At 34.9% G+C, this 24,489-nt stretch carries 27 protein-coding genes and 1 tRNA gene; 15 read left to right on the plus strand and 13 right to left on the minus strand.

The window, feature by feature from the left end; all coding sequences use genetic code 11:
- Position 1 precedes the first annotated feature (1 nt).
- The 3 genes from C6H17_RS05115 to C6H17_RS05125 form a co-directional block, all read right to left on the minus strand.
- Entirely contained in the window at positions 2-772 is a 771-nt protein-coding gene (locus C6H17_RS05115; RefSeq protein WP_005218312.1) for a biotin--[acetyl-CoA-carboxylase] ligase, read from the minus strand.
- 2 nt (positions 773-774) lie between these two features.
- A complete protein-coding gene (locus tag C6H17_RS05120) occupies positions 775-2,607 on the minus strand; it encodes a tetratricopeptide repeat protein (protein WP_005218313.1) in 1,833 nt (610 codons plus the stop codon).
- A 200-nt stretch (positions 2,608-2,807) separates the two neighbouring features.
- On the minus strand, positions 2,808-3,323 hold the full coding sequence (locus tag C6H17_RS05125) for a hypothetical protein (RefSeq protein ID WP_223808377.1): 516 nt from the start codon (positions 3,321-3,323) through the stop codon (positions 2,808-2,810).
- Between the two features lie 85 nt (positions 3,324-3,408).
- On the opposite strand from C6H17_RS05125, the gene purF reads away from it, so the two are divergent.
- Positions 3,409-4,803 (plus strand): amidophosphoribosyltransferase, encoded by a 1,395-nt coding sequence (purF, locus tag C6H17_RS05130; protein ID WP_104731366.1) that lies wholly within the window; start codon positions 3,409-3,411, stop codon positions 4,801-4,803.
- A gap of 19 nt (positions 4,804-4,822) precedes the next feature.
- On the plus strand, positions 4,823-5,836 hold the full coding sequence (locus C6H17_RS05135) for a TIGR01212 family radical SAM protein (RefSeq protein ID WP_005218320.1): 1,014 nt from the start codon (positions 4,823-4,825) through the stop codon (positions 5,834-5,836).
- 115 nt (positions 5,837-5,951) lie between these two features.
- Here the strand turns inward: C6H17_RS05135 and C6H17_RS12875 are convergent, their stop codons facing one another.
- The 3 genes from C6H17_RS12875 to C6H17_RS05150 all read right to left on the minus strand — a co-directional run bounded on the left by C6H17_RS12875 (position 5,952) and on the right by C6H17_RS05150 (position 7,961).
- Positions 5,952-6,470: a hypothetical protein gene (locus tag C6H17_RS12875; RefSeq protein WP_005218322.1), complete on the minus strand. Its 519-nt coding sequence runs from the start codon at positions 6,468-6,470 to the stop codon at positions 5,952-5,954.
- A gap of 130 nt (positions 6,471-6,600) precedes the next feature.
- Positions 6,601-7,050, minus strand: a complete 450-nt coding sequence (locus tag C6H17_RS05145) for a GNAT family N-acetyltransferase (RefSeq protein WP_005218325.1) — start codon at positions 7,048-7,050, stop codon at positions 6,601-6,603.
- A 71-nt stretch (positions 7,051-7,121) separates the two neighbouring features.
- Positions 7,122-7,961 (minus strand): radical SAM/SPASM domain-containing protein, encoded by an 840-nt coding sequence (locus C6H17_RS05150; protein WP_005218327.1) that lies wholly within the window; start codon positions 7,959-7,961, stop codon positions 7,122-7,124.
- Positions 7,962-8,159: 198 nt separating this feature from the next.
- Here C6H17_RS05150 and C6H17_RS05155 point away from each other — a divergent pair, with 198 nt between their 5' ends.
- Together C6H17_RS05155 and pstC are read left to right on the plus strand one after the other, a co-directional pair.
- Positions 8,160-8,987, plus strand: coding sequence for a substrate-binding domain-containing protein (locus C6H17_RS05155; protein ID WP_040463431.1), 828 nt, complete (start codon positions 8,160-8,162; stop codon positions 8,985-8,987).
- 395 nt (positions 8,988-9,382) lie between these two features.
- Complete coding sequence (pstC, locus tag C6H17_RS05160; RefSeq protein WP_005218333.1) at positions 9,383-10,228, plus strand: phosphate ABC transporter permease subunit PstC; 846 nt, start codon at positions 9,383-9,385, stop codon at positions 10,226-10,228.
- 210 nt (positions 10,229-10,438) lie between these two features.
- Here the strand turns inward: pstC and C6H17_RS05165 are convergent, their stop codons facing one another.
- Entirely contained in the window at positions 10,439-10,645 is a 207-nt protein-coding gene (locus C6H17_RS05165) for a hypothetical protein (RefSeq protein ID WP_020995880.1), read from the minus strand.
- 89 nt (positions 10,646-10,734) lie between these two features.
- The gene (locus tag C6H17_RS05170) at positions 10,735-11,037 is read right to left on the minus strand and encodes a FeoA family protein (protein WP_138160868.1); all 303 of its coding nucleotides are present in this window, start codon (positions 11,035-11,037) and stop codon (positions 10,735-10,737) included.
- Positions 11,038-11,125: 88 nt separating this feature from the next.
- Between C6H17_RS05170 and hisC the strand changes: the two genes are divergently transcribed.
- From hisC to C6H17_RS05200, 6 genes are all read left to right on the plus strand, one after another.
- Positions 11,126-12,226 carry a histidinol-phosphate transaminase gene (hisC, locus tag C6H17_RS05175; RefSeq protein WP_005218339.1) on the plus strand — a complete coding sequence of 367 codons (1,101 nt, stop codon included), beginning with the start codon at positions 11,126-11,128 and terminating at the stop codon, positions 12,224-12,226.
- Positions 12,227-12,247: 21 nt separating this feature from the next.
- Positions 12,248-13,939, plus strand: coding sequence for a flagellar basal-body MS-ring/collar protein FliF (gene fliF / locus C6H17_RS05180; RefSeq protein WP_005218340.1), 1,692 nt, complete (start codon positions 12,248-12,250; stop codon positions 13,937-13,939).
- Positions 13,940-13,948: 9 nt separating this feature from the next.
- Positions 13,949-14,980 carry a flagellar motor switch protein FliG gene (fliG, locus tag C6H17_RS05185; RefSeq protein WP_004088974.1) on the plus strand — a complete coding sequence of 344 codons (1,032 nt, stop codon included), beginning with the start codon at positions 13,949-13,951 and terminating at the stop codon, positions 14,978-14,980.
- A complete protein-coding gene (gene fliH / locus C6H17_RS05190) occupies positions 14,967-15,761 on the plus strand; it encodes a flagellar assembly protein FliH (protein ID WP_004088976.1) in 795 nt (264 codons plus the stop codon). Before fliG ends, fliH begins: the two co-directional genes overlap by 14 nt.
- 17 nt (positions 15,762-15,778) lie before the next feature.
- Positions 15,779-16,480, plus strand: a complete 702-nt coding sequence (gene hisA / locus C6H17_RS05195) for a 1-(5-phosphoribosyl)-5-[(5-phosphoribosylamino)methylideneamino]imidazole-4-carboxamide isomerase (RefSeq protein ID WP_005218345.1) — start codon at positions 15,779-15,781, stop codon at positions 16,478-16,480.
- Between the two features lie 66 nt (positions 16,481-16,546).
- A complete protein-coding gene (locus C6H17_RS05200) occupies positions 16,547-16,921 on the plus strand; it encodes a chemotaxis response regulator CheY (RefSeq protein ID WP_004088980.1) in 375 nt (124 codons plus the stop codon).
- Between the two features lie 74 nt (positions 16,922-16,995).
- On the opposite strand, the gene C6H17_RS05205 is transcribed toward C6H17_RS05200, so the two are convergent.
- From C6H17_RS05205 to C6H17_RS12150, 5 genes are all read right to left on the minus strand, one after another.
- Complete coding sequence (locus tag C6H17_RS05205) at positions 16,996-17,652, minus strand: outer membrane beta-barrel protein (RefSeq protein WP_005218348.1); 657 nt, start codon at positions 17,650-17,652, stop codon at positions 16,996-16,998.
- Between the two features lie 305 nt (positions 17,653-17,957).
- Complete coding sequence (locus tag C6H17_RS05210) at positions 17,958-18,623, minus strand: DNA-methyltransferase (protein WP_005218349.1); 666 nt, start codon at positions 18,621-18,623, stop codon at positions 17,958-17,960.
- A gap of 10 nt (positions 18,624-18,633) precedes the next feature.
- The gene (locus C6H17_RS12145; RefSeq protein WP_005218350.1) at positions 18,634-18,795 is read right to left on the minus strand and encodes a hypothetical protein; all 162 of its coding nucleotides are present in this window, start codon (positions 18,793-18,795) and stop codon (positions 18,634-18,636) included.
- Between the two features lie 270 nt (positions 18,796-19,065).
- On the minus strand, positions 19,066-19,266 hold the full coding sequence (gene thiS / locus C6H17_RS05220; RefSeq protein WP_005218352.1) for a sulfur carrier protein ThiS: 201 nt from the start codon (positions 19,264-19,266) through the stop codon (positions 19,066-19,068).
- A 32-nt stretch (positions 19,267-19,298) separates the two neighbouring features.
- Positions 19,299-19,448, minus strand: a complete 150-nt coding sequence (locus tag C6H17_RS12150; protein ID WP_155243512.1) for a hypothetical protein — start codon at positions 19,446-19,448, stop codon at positions 19,299-19,301.
- A gap of 16 nt (positions 19,449-19,464) precedes the next feature.
- Here C6H17_RS12150 and C6H17_RS05225 point away from each other — a divergent pair, with 16 nt between their 5' ends.
- The 5 genes from C6H17_RS05225 (at position 19,465) to C6H17_RS05245 (ending at position 24,374) form a co-directional block, all read left to right on the plus strand.
- Positions 19,465-20,295 carry a metallophosphoesterase gene (locus C6H17_RS05225; protein ID WP_005218353.1) on the plus strand — a complete coding sequence of 277 codons (831 nt, stop codon included), beginning with the start codon at positions 19,465-19,467 and terminating at the stop codon, positions 20,293-20,295.
- Positions 20,252-21,199, plus strand: a complete 948-nt coding sequence (locus C6H17_RS05230; RefSeq protein ID WP_005218354.1) for a chemotaxis protein CheV — start codon at positions 20,252-20,254, stop codon at positions 21,197-21,199. The genes C6H17_RS05225 and C6H17_RS05230 overlap by 44 nt, the downstream gene beginning before the upstream one ends.
- A 91-nt stretch (positions 21,200-21,290) precedes the next feature.
- On the plus strand, positions 21,291-23,666 hold the full coding sequence (locus C6H17_RS05235) for a hybrid sensor histidine kinase/response regulator (protein WP_005218355.1): 2,376 nt from the start codon (positions 21,291-21,293) through the stop codon (positions 23,664-23,666).
- Between the two features lie 2 nt (positions 23,667-23,668).
- Positions 23,669-24,172, plus strand: coding sequence for a chemotaxis protein CheW (locus C6H17_RS05240; protein ID WP_005218356.1), 504 nt, complete (start codon positions 23,669-23,671; stop codon positions 24,170-24,172).
- A gap of 126 nt (positions 24,173-24,298) precedes the next feature.
- Positions 24,299-24,374 (plus strand) — tRNA-Ala (locus C6H17_RS05245).
- Positions 24,375-24,489: the final 115 nt, after the last annotated feature.

Consider the following 24,489-nt stretch of genomic DNA (forward strand, 5'->3'; position numbering starts at 1 on the left):
TTTAACGCAAACTATATAGAATCTTATCATGCAACACTATGCTGCCATCATTTTGTAATAACGCATCTTGCAATGATACTTTATGAGTAATTCCATCTTCATTGATATGTGTATAAAAACGATGATTTTTAGAAAAACTTTGTTTATATCGATTAAAGACTTCATACCATGTCATGTTATTTTGTAAAAAAGCATTGCAAGTAATGCCATGCAATGTTGTATCTATATTTTTTTGTAAAGCAAATTCTACAATGTTAAAGCTTAAAAAATGCAATATTTTTTTGATTATTTGAGATAAAATCTCTATGCTTATGGATTCTATAGAATCTTTTTGAGATAAATTATTTTGCATTTTGCCTGTTAATAAAGAAAATTTCTCTTCGCTAAAGATATTTAGCCCAACGCCAAATATAACAAAGCCTTTTATATACTGCGTGATTAAACCCCCGATTTTCTCATCTTGTAAATAAAAATCATTGGGCCATTTTAACCACAAATCATTATGAAATTCTCTAAACAACTCAAGCAAAATTTGTCCAAAATAAATTGAGCTAGACTGCCTTGGTAAATCCTTTGGTAATAAAGCAATAGGCAAAGCACATGATAGATATAATCCACATGATACTTTATCCCAAGTGTTTGCACGACTGCCGATACCATTTGTCTGCTCTTTTGTTGCTACTATGCAAATAGATTCCAAATCATTCTTACGGATATAATCAGCCAGCCATACTTGCGTGGAGGGCAATTCCTGTGTCCAAATAAAACGCATATCTACTCTTTAAATGTCTGCTTTAAAAACGCATTAAGTTTTTCTAAGACACCACGCCATTCATGTAAATCTTCTTGTATAAATAGCTTTGTGCTATCATACCAAATAGTAGAATCATGTTTGCAAAATCTCCCCCATCTCCAGTCATGCCGCTTATATAATAATACAGCCGTAGGAATACCTAAAGTAGCACTTAAATGCGCTAATGCAGAATCTATGCTAATCACAAAATCCATATTTAATAAAATCCTAGCACTATCATAAAAGTCTTTAATCTCTTTTGACATATCAATGACACTAAATTCTTTCGCAAGACCAGAATCAATGCCTTCATACTGCAAACTATAATATGTGAAGTTTTTATGCGGCAAGGATTCTAAAAGCTTTTGTGCGTATATGGACTTTTCTCTTGCGTTTTGAAAGTTTGGATTTGAGCTAAAGTTTAGGGCGATCTTTATTTGCTTTTTTGTCTCTATTGCATTATGCGTATTTGTTATAAAGTGATTTTTCGCTTGTGCTTTTGTGCTTAGGAATACATCATCTTTTAGCTCTTCTTTTTGTGCGTAATGCTGATAAGATTCTAAAACCTTTTTTATAGATATTTGAGATTCTGTCATATTTGTGTGTATAAAAGTATCACTTAGCATAGAATCTTTTAAGCCATTAGAATCTTTTATTTGAGATTTTATAAGAAAGGATAATAAGGTATTTCTAAAAGATTCTAAGCCCACTTTTACACTCTTTTCATTGGCAAATAAAAAGGCAAGGCTTGGCAGGGGGAGTGCTACATCATAATCATCATGCACTTTTTCACTGCAGCACACATTAAAGCAGCTAAAGATTTTACAAAGCTCTTTTGGAGCAAAAATTATCTTTTCTTTACATGAAAGAAGTGGTATAAATCTTGCAAACATAATGCTATCTCCAAAGCCTTGCTCGTGGTAAAGTGCTACTCTCTTATCTTGCAAGAAATCCAATATACTTTTAGAATCCTGAAAAGAAAAATCAAGAAAATGCCTATCCATAGTCTTTGGCAGCATAACTCTTCTGTGTTCATAGAGTGCAAAGCCTGTTTGAAACTCATTTAAGCTTAAATATAAATGTGAGAGATTTATCACATATCTTATATCTGGATTTAGGCTAATCGCCCTGCTATATGCCTCTTTTGCTAACTCTACCTCATCGTTATAACGAAGTGCATTTGCGTAGTTAAAATAGAAATTAGAATCTTGTGTGTAATGTGGCTCTAACTCTCTATAAAGTGTGATAGCAGATTCCAAATCATCTAAATTTGTATAGATTTGTGCTAGATTTATACCCGCATCGCCCATACCGCTTTCATAGGCGAGTGAGTAGTATTTCAATGCGAGTTTAAAGCTACCTATGGCGGCTTGCTGATTGGCTAGATTAAAGATAGCATGTATATCTTTTGGATTAATCTTAATAGCTATCATGTAATGTTGAATAGATCTCTCATAATCTTGTAAATCACCATAGCATTTTGCGAGATTAAAATGCAAATTCTCATCATCTTTTGGCAGAAGATTCTGTAAAAGTGCTATGGCTTGTAGCGTCATATTATTTCTTCTATAAAATTCCGCAAGATTGAGTGAGAGTGTAAAGACATGCTCTTTATGATGCTTTTTTGCTATCTTTAGTGCGTCTTCAAGGCATTTAATCGCTTCTTGCAGCTGCCCTATATTGTTATAACAAAACGCACATAAACTCCATGCTTCAATATTTGTGCGTTGCTGCATAATCAGCTTTAAACATGCTTCAATGCAGGTTTGCCACTGCTTATTATTAAATAACTGACGAATAGTCTCTATATTCATATAAAACCCTAAAATAATCTAAATAATCGCAAACAATCAAATTTAATACCAAAATAATCAATCTTTTGTTATTCTACATAAATAACACAATGATATGAAAAACGACTCATGTTTGATGAAACTAAGCACAATATTAAGCTTTTGTATTGTAGCTTTGCGATACTTTTGTTTGATGTTAAACCAAGTTATCAAGCATATATCTACCACGCTTCATCAATACCTATGAGAATGCAGCTTGTAAGATAAGGTGCAGCACAATAGGAAAATACCTTGCCGCCTTTGCCGATTTCATGCAGTGCAGAATAGTATCTTTGAGCGAATTTAAAATACCTTACTTTTGCTTTTTTATCGCCAAACTCATCAGCTAAGATTCCCCCCACACTCACACCATCTAAGTCATTATGCTGACTTATCCACTCTATATAAAACATAGATAGAATCACATAGGTATGATAGCCGTGCATTTGCCCTAGATTCATCTTGCTAAAAGCGGTATGTGAGATAATCTTTTTGCCATTAAAGCGGACAAAGTTTCTCTCATTTGATTGCTTATCGACTTGTTTATAATAGGCTTCTAGCTTTTTTGTATTTTTTTCTAACACTTCACTTGCTTCTATGTTTTTCCAAGTTTTGTTTTGATTGTATTTTCTTTGTGTATTTTCATTCGCATACAGCACAAAAAGACTGAAGAAAAATAACAACAATATGCGGTGCATACAAAGCCTTTTTAAATTTTTGTTATTGTAGCTTAAAAACATTATGATACAATCCCTATTTATCATTTTAACCCAAGGCTTTTGTATGGATAAACACTGGAATGAGGAATGTGCTGTTGTTGGTGCATTTAACTGCGATGAAGCAGCCTTCATGGCATATTACGCCCTTTTTGCAATGCAGCACAGAGGGCAGGAGGCAAGCGGTATAGCAATAAGCAATGGCAAAAATATCACTACTCAAAAAGGGCAAGGACTTGTAACAAAGGTTTTTAGCAAATCAATCTTAGAAAAGCTAAAAGGCATGAATGCGGTAGGGCATAATCGCTATGCAACTGCTGGGGCAGATTCTAATGGCGATTGTCAGCCTATTTTTGCGCGTTATGGCTTAGGTGAGATTGCCCTCGTGCATAATGGCAACCTTACAAATGCAAAAAATATCCGTCAATCACTCACACAGCAAGGTGCAATCTTCCAAAGTAATTTAGATACAGAAGTCATTATCCATTTAATCGCAAGAAGCACAAAAAAGCATTTAACCCCGCGTATTATGGAATCTTTGCATGAGATTGAGGGGGCGTTCTCACTTGTGATTTTAAGTCGTTCTAAAATGTTTGCAGTAAGAGATAGATTTGGTCTTCGTCCATTAAGCTTAGGGGAGATAACCAATAAAGATGGCTCAAAAGGCTATATTGTAGCAAGTGAGACTTGTGCCTTTGATCTTGTTGGGGCGAGTTTTGTGCGAGATATTGAGCCGGGGGAATTAGTCGTATTTGAGAAAAATCGCAATAATGAAACAAAGATTATAAGCATAAAAGTCTTTGAAGAGATTCTAAAACCTTGCGTTTTTGAGTATATCTATTTTGCCCGCCCTGATAGTGTCGTCTTTGGTAAAAGTGTGTATATGGTGAGAAAAAATCTAGGCAAACAATTAGCTTTAGAGCATAAGATTGATGCAGATATTGTTATGCCTGTGCCAGATAGCGGTCTTGCTGCTGCTATTGGGTATAGTGAGCAAAGCAAAATCCCATTTGAATTAGGACTGATTAGAAATCATTATGTAGGTAGAACCTTTATTGAGCCAACACAAGAGCTAAGAGAGCTAAAAGTGCGATTAAAGCTTAATCCTATTAGAGAAGTGATTGAGAATAAAAGGGTTATAGTGATAGATGATTCGCTTGTGAGAGGCACGACAAGTAAAGCTATCGTGCGATTATTAAAACAAGCTGGTGCAAAGGAAGTGTATCTACTCATTTCTGCACCACCGACTATTTCGCCATGCTATTATGGTGTGGATACGCCGAGTAAAAGTGAGCTTATATCTGCGAATAAAAGCAATGATGAGGTAAAAAAATTTATTGGTGCTGACTATCTTGGGTATCTCTCTTTAGAGGGCTTGAAAACTGCGGTAGAACCGCATAATTATAGCTATTGTCAAGCATGTTTTGATGGTAACTATTTGCATGATGTAGAATCAAAATAAAGGGGCATGGGTGAAGATAATGCTAACAGTTGGGCGATATTTTAAACAGCGATTTGGTGAGAAAGTAAGAAAGATTCCAATATCTTTAAGCGGCTTTACTTGTCCTAATATTGATGGCAAGGTCGCAAAAGGTGGCTGCATTTATTGTAAAAATGAGACTTTTTCACCATCGCTTGTAATGAAAAAAAAGCAGAATTCCAATATAGATTCTAACAATACAGAATCTACACAAGAACAAAACATAAAAGATATTACTAAATTAAAAATGAATTTTTCATTGACAGAAAATCCGTTGTTGCCTACACAATTAAGGGAGCTTGAGACGCAATTCCACTATCATGCAAACTTTCATAAAAATAAATATGGTATAAAAAAATATATGGTGTATTTTCAAAGCTTTACAAACACTTACGCACCATTTGACACACTCAAAGCCCTTTATACAAAGGCATTGAAGTTGCCTGATGTTGTAGGCATGAGCATAGGCACAAGGGTTGATTGCGTAGATTCTAAGCTGCTTGACTTTTTAGGGGAGTTTGTAAAAGGGGGTAAGGAAATATGGCTTGAGTATGGAATCCAATCTATCTATGAAGAGACACTAAAACTTACAAACAGAGGGCATACTATGGAGGGTGTAGAATCTCTTTTTAAAGAGACAAGAAAAAGGGGGATAAAAGTCTGTGCGCATTTAATCTATGGCTTACCTAATGAAAGCGTGGATATGATGATACACTCACTGCAAACGATTTTAAGCTATGGTGTAGATTCTCTAAAAATCCATCCACTCTATGTTGTGGAGGGCACAGCCCTAGCGCGCATGTATAAAAAGGGCGAATATACACCAATTAGCCTAGAAGACTATGGCGAGGCAATAGCAAAATCACTCAAACTTATCCCGCCAAATATTGTGATACAAAGAGTGAGTGCTGGAGCGCATGATGAGAGTTTAATCGCACCAAAATGGTGCTTTGATAAAAATATCCAAATGCGTTATTTACGCGATAGACTAAAAAAAGAGGGGATAGATTACTAAGTTTTTGTTGCTTTGTATTTATGCGATGTTTATTGAGTCTATTGTGTCAAAGTTTTTATATATCTATACTTCTAATTTTGTATTTATTTGTAATTTTTTTATAGAAGTTTGAAATTTATTTGCAATCCTTGCAATATTGTTGTATCGCGTCCCTATATCTCTTTTGATATTCCTTTGGGAAATTAGTATCATCTAAATAGATTTTATCTAAGATTCTAGCTATCTCTTGCATAAGTTCTTTGCTATCATAGAGATTAAGACATGCGTTTGTATAGTCTGGATTCTCACCTTTTATGTCTTGCTTTTTATAAGTCCTACTAAATCTTAAATCTGTTATATCCAATGCTCCATTATTTGCGTTTAATATTATTGTTTTAGTAAAAACCACAAGCTCATCTAACAAACTAGGTGGTATTGCATACCATACATCAGGATTATTATGGGAGATTGCATGACTATCAACAAAATCGCTTTGTGGATTAAACTCCTGCAAACACACAAATAACGCATGTCTTTTGAGTTTTACAATCAAACTATCTACACTATCCCAAGTATCAAGTAACTCCATAGGCAGTGGCTCTGTCGCACGAGAAACACTAAATAATAATAGTAATACTAGAAATATCTTTTTCATTGTCTAATCCTTAAAAGTAACATTTTGTTAGCACCATATTTTATTTAGATATAAGTTTTACACATTTTCTTATTATAACTTAATCATAAGAATAATTTTAATGCAATGCAACATTCAGTCTAAACTACCCTTAACCCTCATTCAAGATTCGAGTATTTGCAGAATCTAAAATACATTCATAGAGATTCAAAGTATCTTTAAGCGACCAGTTAATCTCATGCCAAAAAAGATTCCCAAGAGAGTTATTCTTAAAAGCTACAAGATTAATATGTGTCGCACCCTCTTCTTTTAACCTCTCTTTCACAAATGCCACCATACCTTTGCCGATTTGCTTATGGCGATATTCCTTTTGCACGCACACATGATAGAGATATGCACACCGCCCATCATAGCCGCATAATATGCTACCTACAATCTTATTATCACAGATAGCTACTACATTTGTATTTGGATTTTTTGTAAGAAATTTTTGCATACCTTCATAGGAATCATCAATAGTGCGGATATAAAATCCCTCAATGCTTTTCCAAAGTTTCAGCACTAAATCATAATCCTGTATAGTCATAACTCGCAGTTTCATAGCACACTTTCTTCATTAAAAATAAGCGTGAATTATAACAAAATTTATCATGCAATAAGATTAGTTTTCCATCAAACACCACGAAAAGTGCAATTTTTACATAATGGTGCTAAATCCTTATGCGTCCTTAGTGAATCTTGTATATTTTTCATATCTTTGGAATATAGAATCTCACTAAAATCCTGTGTGTTAAAATCACCAAGTGGCATTTTTGCACTTGCATCAATACAGCATGGGACAACCTTGCCATTTGCAAGTATTGCAAGCTGCTTTATCGCCCCAAAGCAATAAGGCGTATTTGGATAAATCTGCACATTTGCAATCTTAGAATCTTTTTGCAAAGCAGTCCATGTAAAAGATTTATGAAATCGCAAGAAAAAATTCTTGGCTAAACGCAAACGCCTTTTTTCTGTCTGTAAAATCGCATTTGGGAATCTTTGCAAAAAATATGTGTAGTCATACTTCCCAAAAAGTCGCAGATTGATATAAAGATTCGGGGCGTGTGTTTTTGCATACTCATAAAAGGCAAGGATTGTATCAAAATATTTTTCCATCTCTTTTCTTAAATGTTTATTATCAAACAGGGCATCAAGCGAAAAGCTAACTTGATGTATATGCTTTTGTGTTAATAATGAAAAATGCTCTTTTTTCAAAAACGCACCACTACTCACAATATCAAACCTTACTTTATAATACGCCCCAATATCAATGTATGCAGATAGATTATCCACACAGAGCGGATCGCCTAATACATGCAGACTTACAAGCCTTGTATGATTGGCAATCTGTGATATGATTTTTTCAAATAAAGCTAGCGGCATAATGCCTCTTATTGCCTTTTTTGGCGTGCAAAAAGAGCAAGATAGCTTACAAATATCAGTAATTTCAACATAAATTTTATGGAATTTCATATATTTACCTGCTTCAATATATCTTTGGAATAAATTGTGTTGGAATTATACTTTATTGTGGATTGTTGGGAATATATAATCATCAATAAATACATAGAATCACAAATCAATTTTACTAAAAATTTACATTCTTTATTTTGCAACTTTACAAGCTATATCTATACTTGCAGCACATTTTATTTGAAAGGATTTTTTATGATGAAAAAGTGTATATTAGGGCTTGTGGCAGGCTTAACTCTTGGTGCAAATATAGCTATGGCAGCAGAGAATATTTACCCTATTTCAAGGGAAATGGGATCTGGAACTCGTGGTGCTTTTACTGAAATCTTTGGGATTCAAAAAGAATTAAAAGGTAAGAAAATCGATGCTACCACAACGAAAGCAGAGGTTACAAACTCAACGGGTGTCATGATGACAACGGTGGCAAACTCTAAAAATGCTATTGGTTACATATCGCTTGGCTCACTGAATGACACTGTGAAGGCAATAAGTGTTGAAGGTGTTATGCCAAGTGTTGAAAACATTAATAATAAGAGTTATAAAATCTCTCGTCCATTTAATGTGGTAATCAAGAAAAGCAATCCACTCATTGAAGACTTTTTAGCATATAGCATTAATGCGAAAGCAATCATTGAAAAGTCTGGCTACATTGCGACAAAAACTAAAAAATTTGTGAGTAAAAAACCTAAAGGAAAGCTTGTAATAGCTGGTTCTAGCTCTATCACACCACTTATGGAAAAGCTTGTAGAATCTTATAAAAGTGTCAATCCAAATGTAGTGATTGAGATTCAGCAATCAGATTCTACAACAGGTGTAAATGTTGTGGTAGAGGGTATCGCAGATATAGGTATGGTATCTCGTGAGGTAAAAGAAGCGGAGTTAAAAAAGGGCATTAGTGTGCGTGTATTAGCGATTGATGGTTTAGCTATTATTGTAAATAAGGCAAATCCTATCACAAATATCACAAAAGATAGCGTGTATAAGATTTTCACAGGTGAAATGACGACTTGGGATCAAGTGAAATAATGAGATTAATCTCATGAGTTGTGGTGTAGGATTTGGGTTGCTTTAGAATCTAGCTTAGATTCTAAGAGAGATTTTGATCAACATTCACAATAGCAAAAAAGATTTAGATTTTTACTATTTTATCTCTACGCCATGCAACCACCAATAAGGGATTAGAATCTGTAATCTAAAACAAATTGTCATGTTGAATGTAGTGAAATGTTTCACATTGTATAATTTAAAAGAGATATTTCAGCTATGACTCAATATGACAAGAATTTATCCTTAAGTTAAGTAGGCAAAGAATTCATCACAAAGAGTAAAGATTCTTAAAACAACACTTATTGCAACAAAGTTTTGTTTTAAGAATCTAAACACAACACTAAGCTTTATTATAAAGATTCTAAAGGAAATAAATGCTTAAAGAAAGATTTTTTCACACTTTATTTGCACTTTGTGCGATGGGATCTATTTTTGCAGTTTGTGCGATTTGCTTTTTCTTATTTGCAAATGCAATCCCTACGATGAAGCAGATTGGCTTTATGGACTTTATATTCGGGCTAGATTGGTATCCAGAACAGGAATTTTTTGGAATTTTCCCCATGATTATAGGCAGTCTGTGTGTAACCGCTCTTGCTATCCTTTTTGGCGTTCCGCTTGGGATTTTTAGTGCGGTTTATTTATCGCAGTTTTGTCCAAAAGGTCCAAAAAAGTATCTCATCATGGCGGTTGAGTTGCTTGGGGCTATCCCATCTGTTGTGTATGGATTCTTTGGTTTAGTGATTATTGTGCCGCTACTTGCTGGTATATTTGATGGCATACCGGGCAAAAGTGTATTGGCGGCGTCTTTCATTCTTACCATTATGATATTGCCTACGATCATTCTTGTATCAAAGGCTGCGATAGATTCTGTGCCAACAAGCTATTATGAAGGGGCGTTAGCGCTTGGAGCTAGTAGTGAAAGAAGTGTGTTTTTTGCGGTTTTACCTGCGGCTAAATCAGGCATTCTAGCATCAGTTATACTTGGCGTTGGTAGGGCTATTGGCGAGGCTATGGCTGTTATTATGGTTGCTGGGAATCAGGTGCAGCTTCCAAGTAGTGTGCTTGATGGTGTAAGGACATTAACGACAAATATCGTGCTTGAGATGAGCTATGCAGAAGGCTTACATAGAGAAGTATTAATCGCAAATGCTGTCGTGTTATTTGTATTTATCTTGCTGATAAATGTATGTTTCAATCTTATTAAAAAAGAGAAGATTTAGAATCTTTGCTTATTTACTCTATCTATTTTTGCTTAAGTGTGGAATAAATGAGCTTTCTAATATGTCATATTGGGGTTTAACATACATGCTTGCTTTTAGAAAGCAATATTAAATTCACTTTGAGAAATTTTACAAACCCTTTAAACAGATAAGAATATAAAAGAGATTTTTTAGGCATCACTAACCTTAAGTTGCGGTTCTAAATACAGCTTATTTATCAAAAACTTTCTTCGTAATTGTAAATATAGAATCTAATCCCGCACTTAACATATTGCTATGAGTTTTCATTAATGCGTTACATTTGGGACAAATTATAGCCGCAATATCTTCAGCACCAAAACAATCACTTTTTGCTTGATGGTATTTCACATGTCCGCATTTTTTACATACATAAAATACAGGTCTTGGTTGTATCATAATAATGCTCCAGAAAGTTATTTTGATAGAGTATTTGATAAGTGATTCTAGTTTCATTTTATATGGTATTCAATATGAATTAAATAATTTTATATTTTTTCAATTTCAATTAATTCCGCTTCACTCTTTCGCAGTGCCACTTGTGTGCCATTCACATATACACTATAAGTGTGTTGCCACATTGAGACATATCCAAGTCGCACAGAAGCCCCTTCATAAATACCTAGAGAATGCAGTCTTTGTGCGAGTAGATTCTGCATATTACATACAGATTTTATCCTATATGTTTCATTATGTTGCATATCAAGCAAAGTCATAATCACCACCACAATAATGTCTATTTTCAAAGTAAAAACTCTGTAAAATAGTAACATAAAAATATAAATTCGCAATCTTTATGCTACAATTTCGTTTTTAAGGTTACAATAAGCAATGAGACCTTGTTAGTGATGATGCCAGAGCGATTTATAAGGAAATATTATGAAATTTCACCAGCATATCTCTGTTTTGCCTACTTATGAAGTTGGAAAACCACTAGAGCTTGTTATGCGTGATTACAATATTGAGCCACAAAATATTATTAAGCTTGGTAGCAATGAAAATCCGCTAGGCACATCGCCGCTTGCAAAGGAAGCAATCCTTGAGAATGCGTGTAATGCATATATATATCCCGATGATTCTTACTATGAGCTTAAAGAATCTCTAGCAAAAAAATATGATATAGAAAGCAATCAAATCATTATTGGTAGTGGTAGCGACCAAATAATTGAGTTTTGCATACATGCAATTTGTGATAAAAATACTAAGGTGCTTATGGCAAAAACGACTTTTGCAATGTATGCTATCTATGCAAAGCATTGCAATGCTACTATTTTACGCACACCTGATTTTTTTCATAATCTAGATTCTATGTTGCAATATTATGAAGCACATAAGCCTAGCATAATCTTTCTATGTACGCCAAATAATCCGCTTGGAGAAGCGTTGCCTAAATCTCAAGTGATTGATTTTTTAAAAAAAATTGATAGAGAGAGTCTTGTAGTCCTAGATTGTGCATATATGGAGTATTGTGCGTATAAAGATTCTAATTATGCGATTAGTCCTAAGGATATTATAGATTTTCCAAATGTAATTTATCTGGGGACTTTTTCTAAAATATATGGACTAGGTGGTATGCGTGTTGGATATGGTATCGCAAATAAGACTATAATTGACACATTAAATAAGATAAGACCACCTTTTAATATCACGACTTTAAGTCTTAAAGCCGCTAGTGCTAGTCTTTTTGATGAAGAGTTTTTGCAAGATTCTGTTAAGAATAATTTTAGTGAAATGGAGAAATACAAGCAATTTGCAAAGCAATATGAGATTGATATTTTGGAATCTTATGCAAATTTTGTTACTTTTATATTGCATAATAAGTTAAATTCTACTAAAATAAGCAATTTATTATTACGGCAAGGAATTGTTGTGCGAGATTTGGCAAGTTACGGACTTAATGCCGTGCGGATTACGATTGGAATCTCACAGCAAAATGACATTGTCATACAAAAATTAACAGATATACTACAAGATTTATAAATATTTTAAGGAAGGTGAGTTTTGGATTTTAAAGCGATATTTACGCAGTTACAAAATTTAATTAAAAAATTAAATCGAAAACAACAAATTGTTATTCTTGTAACTGTTGTTGTTTTTGTTGCTTTTTTATCATATCTCATTGTATCCTCTCTAGGTTCAAAGAAAGGGGATAGCGTCGATGGTTTTGGGATTCTCTTTTCAGCTGAGAATCCAGCAGATGCAGGGTCTGCGATAAGCTATCTTAAGCAGCAAAATATCCCCTATAAAATGATTAATGACAACACTATTGCAGTGCCACAAGACCAAGTCTTTGTTTTGCGTAATGAGCTTGCTGCACAGGGCATTATAAAAGGCAGGGTTGATTATGATATTTTTAATGAAAATAGCTTTGGTGCAACACAAAGTGAATTTGATGTTAAAAAACTGCGTGCAATTAAGGGACAATTAGAAAAGACATTAATGGCATTAGCCCCCATACAAGATGCAAGAGTTGAGATTGCAGAACCAAAAGATGATGTATTTGTAAAAACTCGTGCTGTGCCTAGTGCAAGTGTAGCATTAACGCTTAGAGATGGCATGACACTCACACAGAATCAAATCTTTGGTATTCAAAACCTTATTGCAAATTCATTCAATGGACTTAAACCAGAAAATGTTATCATGGTGGATCAATATGGTAATCCACTAAATAAACGCGATGAAGCAACCATTGAAAACGAACAAGCGTTTAAAAACTTTGCTTATAAGGTGCAGGCAGAACAAGAGATTGCAAATAAGATTAGACAATCATTAAGCAGGCTTGCTGGTGGCACAGACAGAATGACTGTGAGTGTGAATCTAGATTATGATTTTGGTAAGCAAGAAAGTACGGAAGAAATATATAGCAAAGAATCTGCTGTTGCAAGTGAGTCGGGTAAAGAGATAGAGAGAAAGGGACTTGCACCAAAAGATCCGGGTGGCGTCCCGGGTGTTATTAATAACATTGCTGAAGTTAAAGACTTAGATTCCAATAATAGAGAAGAGTATAGAGAAAGTCAGTTTGTTAAAAACTATATGCCCGATAAAAAGACAACGACTATGCGATTGCAAACCCCCCAACTTAAACGCATGACTGTTGGTGTTGTGATTGATGGGACTTATACTGAAGAGACAAATGAAGAAACGGGCTTTATTACAATGAAATATACCCCAAGAAGCCCAGAAGAGCTTGCAGAGATTAAAAAAATTGTCGAAGCAAGTTCAGGTTATGATGAAAGTCGTAATGATATTGTAAGCGTTATTGCTGGGCAGCTTAATGCTATTGGTTCTGGCACACCACCATTAACAAACTTTGAAAAAGTAGCCCAAGCGGTTGAAAAATATCTCGGTCCATTTATGCCGTTACTACGATATGTGCTTGTTGTTATCGTGCTATTCTTCTTCTATAAAAAGGTTATTGCACCATTTGCGGAGCGTATGCTTGAAGTGCATGAAGAAGAGGAGACAGAGAAACAACCGCTATTTGACTTTGATGATGATGATGATACACTAAACAGAGCGAATGAAATGCGTAAAAGAGTGGAAGAGCAGCTTGGCATTGGCGGTGGATTCAACGAAGATGCTGTAAAATATGATGTGTTGTTAGAAAAAATCAAAGAAGCAGTGAGAACGAAACCAGATGAGATAGCAGGTTTATTTCAAGCACTCATACGCGATGAAATCGAAATGAAATAAGGGGCAAAAATGGCAATGACCTTAACTCCAAAGCAACGAGCTCAATATGATGAACTCTCTATGTCTGAAAAAGTAGCAATTCTACTCATTCAAGTTGGTGAAGAAATCACAAGCGAAGTATTCCATCATTTGGATATAGAATCTATTACTGAAATCAGTAAGCATATTATGCAATTAGGTGGCACAGACAAGGCTGTGGGTGCTGCTGTATTGGAAGAGTTTTACACTATATTGCAGTCTAATCAATATATTAATTCTGGCGGTGTTGATTATGCAAGAGAATTGCTTATTAAAACACTTGGACCAGATATTGCAAAGAGAGTGCTTGATAAACTTGCAAAAACTATGCAATCTACCAAGAATTTTGGTTATTTGGATAAGGTAAAGCCGCAACAACTTGCAGACTTTATTGTAAATGAGCACCCGCAGACAATAGCCCTAATTCTAGCACATATGGATTCTGGTGGTGCAGCAGAAACTTTGGGCTTTTTTACAGATGAGCTGCGTGCGGAAATTTCTATCCGTATGGCAAACTTAGGGGATATTTCACCTTCTGTTGTAAAAAGAGTTTCAGCAGTGCTAGAGCAACAAGTAGAATCTCTTACAAGCTATAAAGTCGAAGTTGGTGGTCCTCGTGCTGTTGCTGAAATGTTTAACCGCATGGGACAAAAAACCGCAAAAGCTACATTGGCACAGATAGAGCAAAGAGACGAGCAGCTTGCCAATGAGATTAAAGAAATGATGTTTACTTTTGAAGATATGATTAAGCTTGATAAGTCCGCTATCATTGAGATTCTAAAAGTTGCAGATAAGAAGGATTTAGCATTGGCATTGAAATCAAGTGCCGATGAATTGAAGCAGAAGTTTATGAGTAATATGAGTTCGAGAGCAAGTGAGCAGTTTGCTGAAGAGATTCAGTTTTTAGGTGCGGTTAAAGTGCGTGATATAGAAGCGGCACAAAGAAAGATTATTGAGATAGTTCAAAATCTATCAGAACAAGGCTTAATACAATTAGGAGAACAAGACGATGTTATCTCGTAATCACAATCTCATACAAGATGAACAAAAAGGTGATCACTCAATCAATAAATATGAGTTTAAAGCTATTGTGCCTTTAGAGATTCAGACAAATACAGATTCCACTGAAAATACAACCGATGAGCAAAATGTAGAGCAAGTGAATGCATATCGTCCGCCAACTATGAACTCTTTAGAAAAGGAATTAATCGAAAAGCTATTGCATAAAAGTGATGAGTTATCCGGGAATCTTGCAAAGCTTGAAATGCAGTTTGAAAAAAATCAAGTAAGCATGCAAGAAACACTTGAAAAAACAAGCGATGAGTCATATAAAAGGGGATTTGAAGAGGGAAAAAATGAAGCAAAACAAGCAATGGAAGCAGAGATACAAGCAGAGCGTGAAAAGATAGTGCAATCATTGATCACTTTAGAAAATACACTAAAACAATCACAAATCCATCTTGAAGCCCTTGAAAAAGAGTTAAGTTCTATTGCTATTGATATGGCAAAAGAAGTTATAGTAAAAGAAATTGAGGAAAATTCACAGCGGGTTGCTTTGGAACTTACAAGATCTTTACTATCAAATATTATGGAAGCAACACAAATTGGTATTAAGGTCAATCCTATTGATTATGTATATTTGAAGGAAAATCTAAAGGATAAAGAAAAAATACAGATTGAAGCGGATAATGCCATTTCTCGCGGTGGCGTTGTTATCTCATCAAATCTTGGTAATCTCGATGGAAATGTAATGTCTCGCTATAAGATGCTGAAGCAATCAGTGTTGGATAATTTAAATGATTAGAATCTAGGATAAAAATCATGGCAATTTTATTCCCTGCAATAGATCTGTTAAACGGAAAGGCTGTGCGTTTAACAAAGGGTGAGAAAAAAAGTGCTAAAGAGTATGGTGATGCCCTTGATTTTGCGAAATATTTTGAAGATTGCGGTGCAAAATGGCTTCATATAGTGGATTTAGATGGTGCGTTTGAGGGAAGTCCAAAAAATCTTAGTGTCATAGAAAATATTGCAACTGAAACTAACCTGCAAATACAAGTTGGCGGTGGAATCCGCACTGAAGACACTATAAAAAATTACCTAAATGCTGGTGTATGTCGCACGATTTTAGGCTCTATCGCCCTGCAAAATCTAGATTGGACTATCTCAATGGCGGAAAAATATCCAATCGCTTTAAGCATAGATTCTAAAGATGGCAATATTGCTACTCATGGTTGGGTAAATGTGAGTGAAATAAAAGCAATTGATTTTGCCGAGAAACTAAAATGCAGTAGTGTGCAGGCAATAGTTTGCACGGACATTCAACAAGATGGTATGCTTTCTGGTATTAATTTTGCTTTAACTGAAGAGATTGCGGAAATTAGTGGCATTTTTACCATCGCAAGTGGTGGTTTTTCTGGACAGAAAGATTTAGATATGTTGCATAATTACCCAAAAGTTGGTGGTGTAATCATAGGAAAGGCATTTTATGAAGGTAAGCTTGATTTTAAAAATGTAAAATTTTAATCTTGGTTATTAAAAGTATGTTATAATACACCGATGAAGATTTAATTAATTTATAAGGAGCAAACATTGAAATTGCTTGTAGTTGATGATAGTTCTACGATGAGACGGATTATTAAAAACACTCTTCAAAGACTTGGTTATGAAGATATTTTAGAGGCTGAGCATGGAGTTGAAGCTTGGAATCAGATGAGTACTATTGAGGGTATTAATGTCTTGATTACAGACTGGAATATGCCAGAGATGAATGGCTTAGAGCTTGTAAAAAAAGTGCGTGCAGAAGAAAAGTATAAAGATATTCCAATTATTATGGTAACAACTGAAGGTGGAAAATCAGAGGTTATAACTGCGTTAAAAGCAGGAGTTAATAACTATATTGTCAAGCCTTTTACACCACAGGTTTTAAAAGAGAAACTAGAAGTTGTGCTAGGAATTAACGAGTAATTGTTTGGCTTTCTAATACCCATTCACGCTTATCTAAAGAGACATTACATAAGCGTGAGAATTGTAAAATCCTATTAGAATAAATAAGAATAGTTCGCACCTAAGAATACTTGAAATCCTATGATATTTTCTGTCGCTTTTGAGTGTGTAACGACACTTTTTGTTGAAAACTCAAATTGATGATGTCTTGCCACAAGTGTTCTAACTCCAAAGTTTAGCCCTATAGTAACACCACTAAAACTTGGAATATCCATGTTTTGAATCGTAAGTGCGCTACCGCCCGGATATAGCGTAGTCATATATCCAGCCCCCATGCCGACATATATACCAACTCTTTGAGATTCTGTGCTAGTGAAATCATGTAAAAAATCCATATTTATATCACCAATCATGGTAATACCAGACACTTTTAAATCACCAAAAGCATAACTTGGCGCACCAAAAACACCACCAATGCTAAGGTAATATCTCATGCCATTTTCTCTATCAAAATATCTCTGTCCACCTATACGCAGATTGAGACCAAAACCCGCATTAACTTGCATTGTCTCTTTAGCTGGGACACCGCCTTGCCCAGCGTTACCACTAATTGTTAATCCTGTATTTGTAAGTGCTCCAACAGAACCACCAAAATCAACACCAAGAAAAAAGCCATTCCCTTTACTATCAGCAAATGACATATTGACACAAATACAACTTGCAACAACAACACTCAATAGATGCTTTTTCATACATATCCTTTATAAAAAATCCATAACATAATCGTTCATTTACACTTTTTTTAAAACTATAAAATACAGATAACACATTTTTTTTGCTACCAGCACAATAAATACGAGTAATGATTTTATATGTTGGTCTAGCGGTTATATAGCTTTTAATCCCACAAATAGCAATATATAAAATACTTAGAAGCTCTCATAAATCTATATTTTGGATTACAACAACAAATCACAAAGCAATATTAAGTTTTTTTGGTGAATTAGTCGTTAGAATCTTATTTGTGCGTTGCTTCAAATTAATGAATATAATGAATTTATAGCAATGCGCTAAGATTTGTGCCGATAAACTCTCGCCCTAATTCCCTAGCACACTCAAACACGCTAAAGCTCCCACTTGCTGGATCAAGCACCAAATCGCCCTTATTTGTGCAAGATTCTATTAAAGCCTTTTGCAATCCTTTGGGTTTTGAATGCGGATGGATTTTTAGCTCATCATTTGGAATCTTCTCACTCCACACATCGCGGATATTATGCAATCGCCAAGTATTTTTAGCCCTAACTGGTGCTTTTTGCAAAACAAGCAGATACTCGCTCTGTCGCCTTGTGCGATAGCCCATACCCATTTTGAGCTTATCCCAAGTGATGAGATCTACCACCTGCAAACTTGTTTGTTCCACCCACGCTTTTACCCCCTCGCATAGATGAAACTTATCAATCCACAGCATCAAATAACAGCTAGGCTTTAGCACTCTATCAATCTCGCATATAAAGCTTTGAATCTGTTCTTCACTCATCTGCACAAGTGTGCTTCTGCCCTTTTGTCGCTTCCCTTCGTTACCATAACGCATTTTATCAAGCACCCCACGATACTGCGGATCAAAAAAACACAAATCAACACTGCAAGATTCTAAACTTCCCATAAGCTCTAAGCCATCAATATTAAGTCTAGTATTCAGCGGATATTTTGTTTTAGATTCCATAATTACACCTTCATTGTTGTTGTAATTTTTGCTTGATTTTATTATGAACACTTTCTATTTTTAATAATTCATCTATTACAAATTCAAAATTGCTATTACACGCTTCGTGTCTTTGCCTATCAATCCTTGCTTTATCAATTCCTAAAATATTGCAAAATTCATCTCCACTCATTGCTTCTTTTTCTGAAATATAGCCTTAAAGCCACTTACAATTTTTGTTTTGTCGTGCTGATTAAACATACAGACCTTAATCTCAGACTGCCAAGGATATGGCAATTTATTAGCAAGTGCATTTGAGTATGTGCTAAGATTATTGACTTCTCCTTGTGATTTTTTCGTATCAAAATTATCACCATCTACCATCTTATGATTATAGAATCTAAGCTAGGATTTCGAACGAACTACTTAAGATTCTAGCCTAAAAGCCATATTGAAAATCTAATCAACCACCACTCATAAATTGTAAAAGCTCTAGCTTATCATGTTCTTTCAAATGCACTTGTGTCCATGTGTCTTTTTTTATTACATTTGCATTTAGAGAAATTGCTACGATTTTATCTTCTACTTCTAATTGCTCTAAAAGCTGTGTGATTGTGATGTTATCCGCTATATTTTGATGTTCGCCATTAATAGAAATTTGCATGATATTCTCCTAATAAAAAGATAAAAAACGCTTCATTCTAACATACTTCTGTCAAACTCACCTAAGATTCCATGTATATTTATAGCGATATGCGTTAAGTTGCGATACAAAGTTACATTCTTATAGAATCTTAGAAAAATATCGCAGGATTTTTGTGCTATCATTTTATAGAAACTAAACACATTAAAAAGCAAAAAAATGACAATTATTAATGATTTTACAATTAGAGAAGATGCCTTTTTTATAGCAGATTCACACTTTAAAGAAAATGATGTGAATCTTTTAGAATATTTTGATAATTTTCCCCCGCAACGACAGATTATTTTAATGGGTGATATATTTCATTTTCTTATCGGCAGCGTTCATAGTAGTTGCGTTGCAAATAGGGGGCTTATAGAAAAGATTGCCAAGCTAACTTTTAGCAATGAGATTATAATAATAGAGGGAAATCATGATTTTGGATTAGATTCTGTATGGAGAGGTTATGATTATAATGCTAAGAATCTAAGGATTTATGCCTATTGTATGCAGCCGCTTATCATAAAAGGCAGTAATGAGACAATATATATATTAGCCCATGGTGATTTATGGATTAACAAAAATTATGATTCTTATCGTAAGTTTATTACTAAACCTTATGTCTTATTTATTTTTCGGTTACTTGATACACTAAGTTGTGGTATAATTTACAAAGCAATTGCAGCTCGTATAAATCAAAAACTGATTGCAGAATTTTCATTTTTTCGCACTGATTTTCTACATTTTATGTCTGAAAGGATTGTAAAATATAAATCTCATGTTATTCAGAAACTAATTAATGATGGATTTGCCACAGGTATTACAAAGTTTTGTATTATAGAGGGACATTATCATTTAGGACAACATGTAAAGGAAGAAAATGTTTTTTATAACGCATTGCAATCGTGTTATTTTCACAAAGATTATCTTAGTTTTAAACAGGGCAGCTTGTTTATAGAGGTGGCGTATGGAACAGAAAAAAGCGTATCAGACAAAAATATCCTCCAATGAAATAGAATTGGTAGATTTTAGAATCAATGAACAAACTAATGGCGAAGTATATGAGGGTATCTATGGTATAAATGTCGCAAAAGTCCAAGAGATTATACAAATGCCAGAAACTTTTGAATTACCAGCTAGTCCAGATTATGTCATCGGTGTATTTGACTTACGAGGTATTATTATACCCCTTGTAGATTTAGCAACATGGCTTAATATTAAGGATAGAGAGGCAGATTTGCCCTTGCATAAAAAACGAGTGATTATCACTGAATTTAATAATTTAAAGATAGGTTTTTTAGTGCATGAAGCAAAGCTTATTAGACGCATAGGCTGGGATAATGTCCAAGCAGCACAATTTAGCTCAAATAGCCATAATTTAGAACGCGGTAAAATCACAGGCACAACACGCATAGAAGATGGCAAAACACTTTTAATCCTTGATTTAGAGGGCATTGTTGATGATCTCGATTTTTATAGTGATAAACAAGATAAAAAAGAGTTGCAAGAAGTAACTAAGAAGTTTAGCGGACATGTATTAATCGTAGATGATAGCACTATTGCTCGCTCTTTATTGAAAAAGAATCTCAAAAAAATGGGCTTTACCGTGATTGAAGCACATGATGGCGAAATGGCATTGCAAACGCTAAATGACTTGTATGTGGAAAAAAATGGAAATCTCACTTCATTTATACGCTTTATTATCTCTGATATTGAAATGCCTAAAATGGATGGCTTCCATTTCGCAGAAATCATTAAAAGCGATGAAAGATTCCAATCTATACCATTTATATTTAACTCGTCCATTTGTGATAAATTTAGTGAGCAAAAAGGGCGAGATATTGGTGCGGATGCCTATTTAGTAAAGTTTGATGCACAGACTTTTTATGATGAAATTATAAAAATTTTGGAATAAACCAAAAATATTTTTTTTTATGTTATAATTGGCAGTTATGAAAAAGCATGGATAATGCAATACATAATTTATAGTTATTTAGAGGTGTTAAATGAATGATGATATGCAAGAGATAATGGAGGACTTTCTGATTGAAGCCTTTGAGATGGTCGAGCAACTTGACCAAGATTTGGTTGAATTAGAAAATAACCCTGAAGATTTAGATTTATTAAACAGGATTTTTAGGGTAGCACACACTATAAAAGGTTCAAGTTCATTCTTAAATTTTGATGTTTTAACACATTTAACACACAATATGGAAGATGTGCTTAACAAAGCTCGTAGGGGTGAGCTTAAAATCACACCTGATGTAATGGATGTGATTCTGGAATCTATTGATTTAATGAAAGCCCTTTTAAGCGTTATCCGTGATAATGGGACTGATGCAAATAGTGGTATTGATGTAAGCGATTGCGTAAAGCGTTTGCAAGCTATCTCAAAAGGTGAAGCGATCGATGAAGCAACCGCAGAATCTCCAGCTACAGAGGCAGCACCTACACAAGAAGCACAACAGGCTAATACAGAATCTAGTAGCACAGAGAGTGCAGAATCTGCGTCAGCAGATTCTGAAGAAGAGCCAGATTATGCTAATATGTCTCCAGAAGAAGTAGAAGCAGAAATAGCAAGATTGCTTGCAAAAAGACAAGAAGAAGATAAGAAGAGAAGGCAAGAGAAAAAGCAAGAAGAAGCACAAGCAAAAGCCACAGAACAAAAGGCAGCACCTGCTGCAGCCCCAGCCACAAAGGCAGCACCTAAAGCGGAAGCAGGTGGGCAAAAAGCACCTTCTGTTGCAGTAGAGCCAACCGTGCGTGTAGATGTAAAAAGACTTGATCACCTTATGAATCTTATTGGGGAATTAGTTTTAGGTAAAAACAGACTCATTAGAATCTATGGTGATGTTGAAGAGCGATATGATGGGGAGAAATTCCTTGAAGAGTTAAATCAAGTCGTAAGTTCAATTAGCACTGTAACGACAGATTTACAACTTGCGGTTATGAAAACAAGAATGCTTCCTGTTGGTAAGGTGTTTAGTAAATTCCCAAGAATGGTGCGAGATCTAAGCAGGGAGCTTGGCAAAAACATTGATCTAATCATTAGTGGTGAAGAAACAGAGCTTGATAAATCCATTGTAGAAGAGATTGGCGATCCGCTTATCCACATTATTAGAAACTCATGCGACCATGGTATCGAAGTGCCAGATGTGAGAAAAGCAAATGGTAAAAGTGAAGTTGGTAAAGTCGAGCTTAAGGCTTATAATGAAGGAAATCATATCGTCATTGAGATTAAAGATGATGGTAAGGGGCTTGATGCTGAAATGCTGAAAAAGAAAGCTATTGAAAAAGGGCTTATTAATGAACGAGATGCTGAAAACATGAGTGAAAAGGAAGCATTTGGTATCATTTTTAGACCGGGCTTCTCAACTGCGGCAAGCATTACGAATGTAAGCGGTCGTGGTGTAGGCATGGATGTTGTGAAAACAAATGTTGAAAAGCTTAATGGTATCATAGAAATAGATTCTGAATTAGGCGTAGGCACGACACAGAAGCTAAAGATTCCATTAACACTAGCTATTATGCAAGCCTTGCTTGTTGGAGTGCAAGAAGAATACTATGCTATACCACTTAGCTCGGTATTAGAAACCGTGCGTGTATCACAAGAAGAGATTTACACCGTTGATGGTAAAAGCGTATTGAGACTAAGAGATGAGGTATTAAGCCTTGTGCGATTAGCAGATATTTTCAAGGTAGATTCTGTTTTAGAAAGTCTTAATGAAGTCTATGTTGTTATCATCGGTTTAGCGGAGCAAAAAATCGGTGTAATTGTAGATTATCTCATCGGGCAAGAAGAAGTTGTTATTAAAAGTTTGGGCTACTATCTCAAAGGCACAGAGGGTATTGCTGGAGCGACTGTTAGGGGAGATGGTAAGATTACCTTAATCGCTGATGTTGCCGCAATGATGGATATGGCAAAAGATGTTAAGGTAAGCGTGAATAATCTTATCTCTCAAAGCACTGCGGCAAAAGCTAAAAATTCACCAAGCGATTACATTGTATTAGCAATCGATGATAGCACAACAGATAGAACGATTATGAAAAAATGCTTGAAACCTTTAGGTGTTACAGTGCTTGAAGCAAGCAATGGACTAGAGGGACTTGAGATTGTAAAAAGTGGCGATCATGACCTTGATGCTGTGCTTGTTGATATTGAAATGCCTAGAATGGATGGCTACACTTTTGCAAGTGAAGTAAGAAAATACAATCGCTTTAAAAACTTGCCACTCATCGCAGTAACGAGCAGGACAAGCAAAACAGATAGAATGCGTGGTGTAGAATCTGGTATGACAGAATATATTACAAAGCCATATACGCCTGAATATTTGTTGAATGTCGTAAAACGAAATATTAACTTGCAAGTAGATGGAGAATAAGAATGGATAATAACGCATTAAAAGATGTATTTGCAAAACAGCAAAAGCAAAATGTGGGAGAAGAGTTGCATAGTGATTCTGAACATATCGTGCAATTAATTGGTTTTGTGGTGGGAACTGAAGAGTTTGCAGTGCCTATTTTAAATGTTAAAGAGATTATAAAACCTATTGATTTCACTCGTGTGCCGGGTACCCCAAATTATGTAATGGGTGTATTTAACCTGCGTGGAAATGTATATCCACTCATTAACCTTAGAATGAAGTTTGGTATCCCACAAACAAAACAGGATAAGGATACACGCTATTTAGTTGTGAATCATAATGATGAAATCGCTGGTTTTGTTATCGATAAATTGACAGAAGCTATAAGGATTGATGAGAATCAAATCGATCCTATACCCGATACTTTTAATGAGCAAGAAAACTTATTATATGGCATTGCAAAGCAAGGTGATAGATTAACTACAATATTACGCGTTGATAATCTTTTGAAAAGAAACTTCTAAGATTCAAAAAATATTTGTTTCTTAATGAAATAAAGAATGATATATACATCTCGTTCTTTATTTGATCAAAAAGATGACATACCATTCATTTTAAGATATTAATAGATAGGTCTAGAGGCTTCATTTGGGGTGTTAGCTCAGTTGGGAGAGCGCAACGCTGGCAGCGTTGAGGTCAGGGGTTCGAACCCCCTACACTCCACCAAAATTATGCCCCCATTACGCTACTTTCTCTATATAATACTTATCAGAAAGTTAAGGATACAGCATACTGTTATGGCTATATTCTCACGGATAAAAGTTTATTGATTGTGGTAGAG

The organism is Helicobacter rappini, from assembly GCF_900198625.1.
Lineage (GTDB): Bacteria > Campylobacterota > Campylobacteria > Campylobacterales > Helicobacteraceae > Helicobacter_A > Helicobacter_A rappini.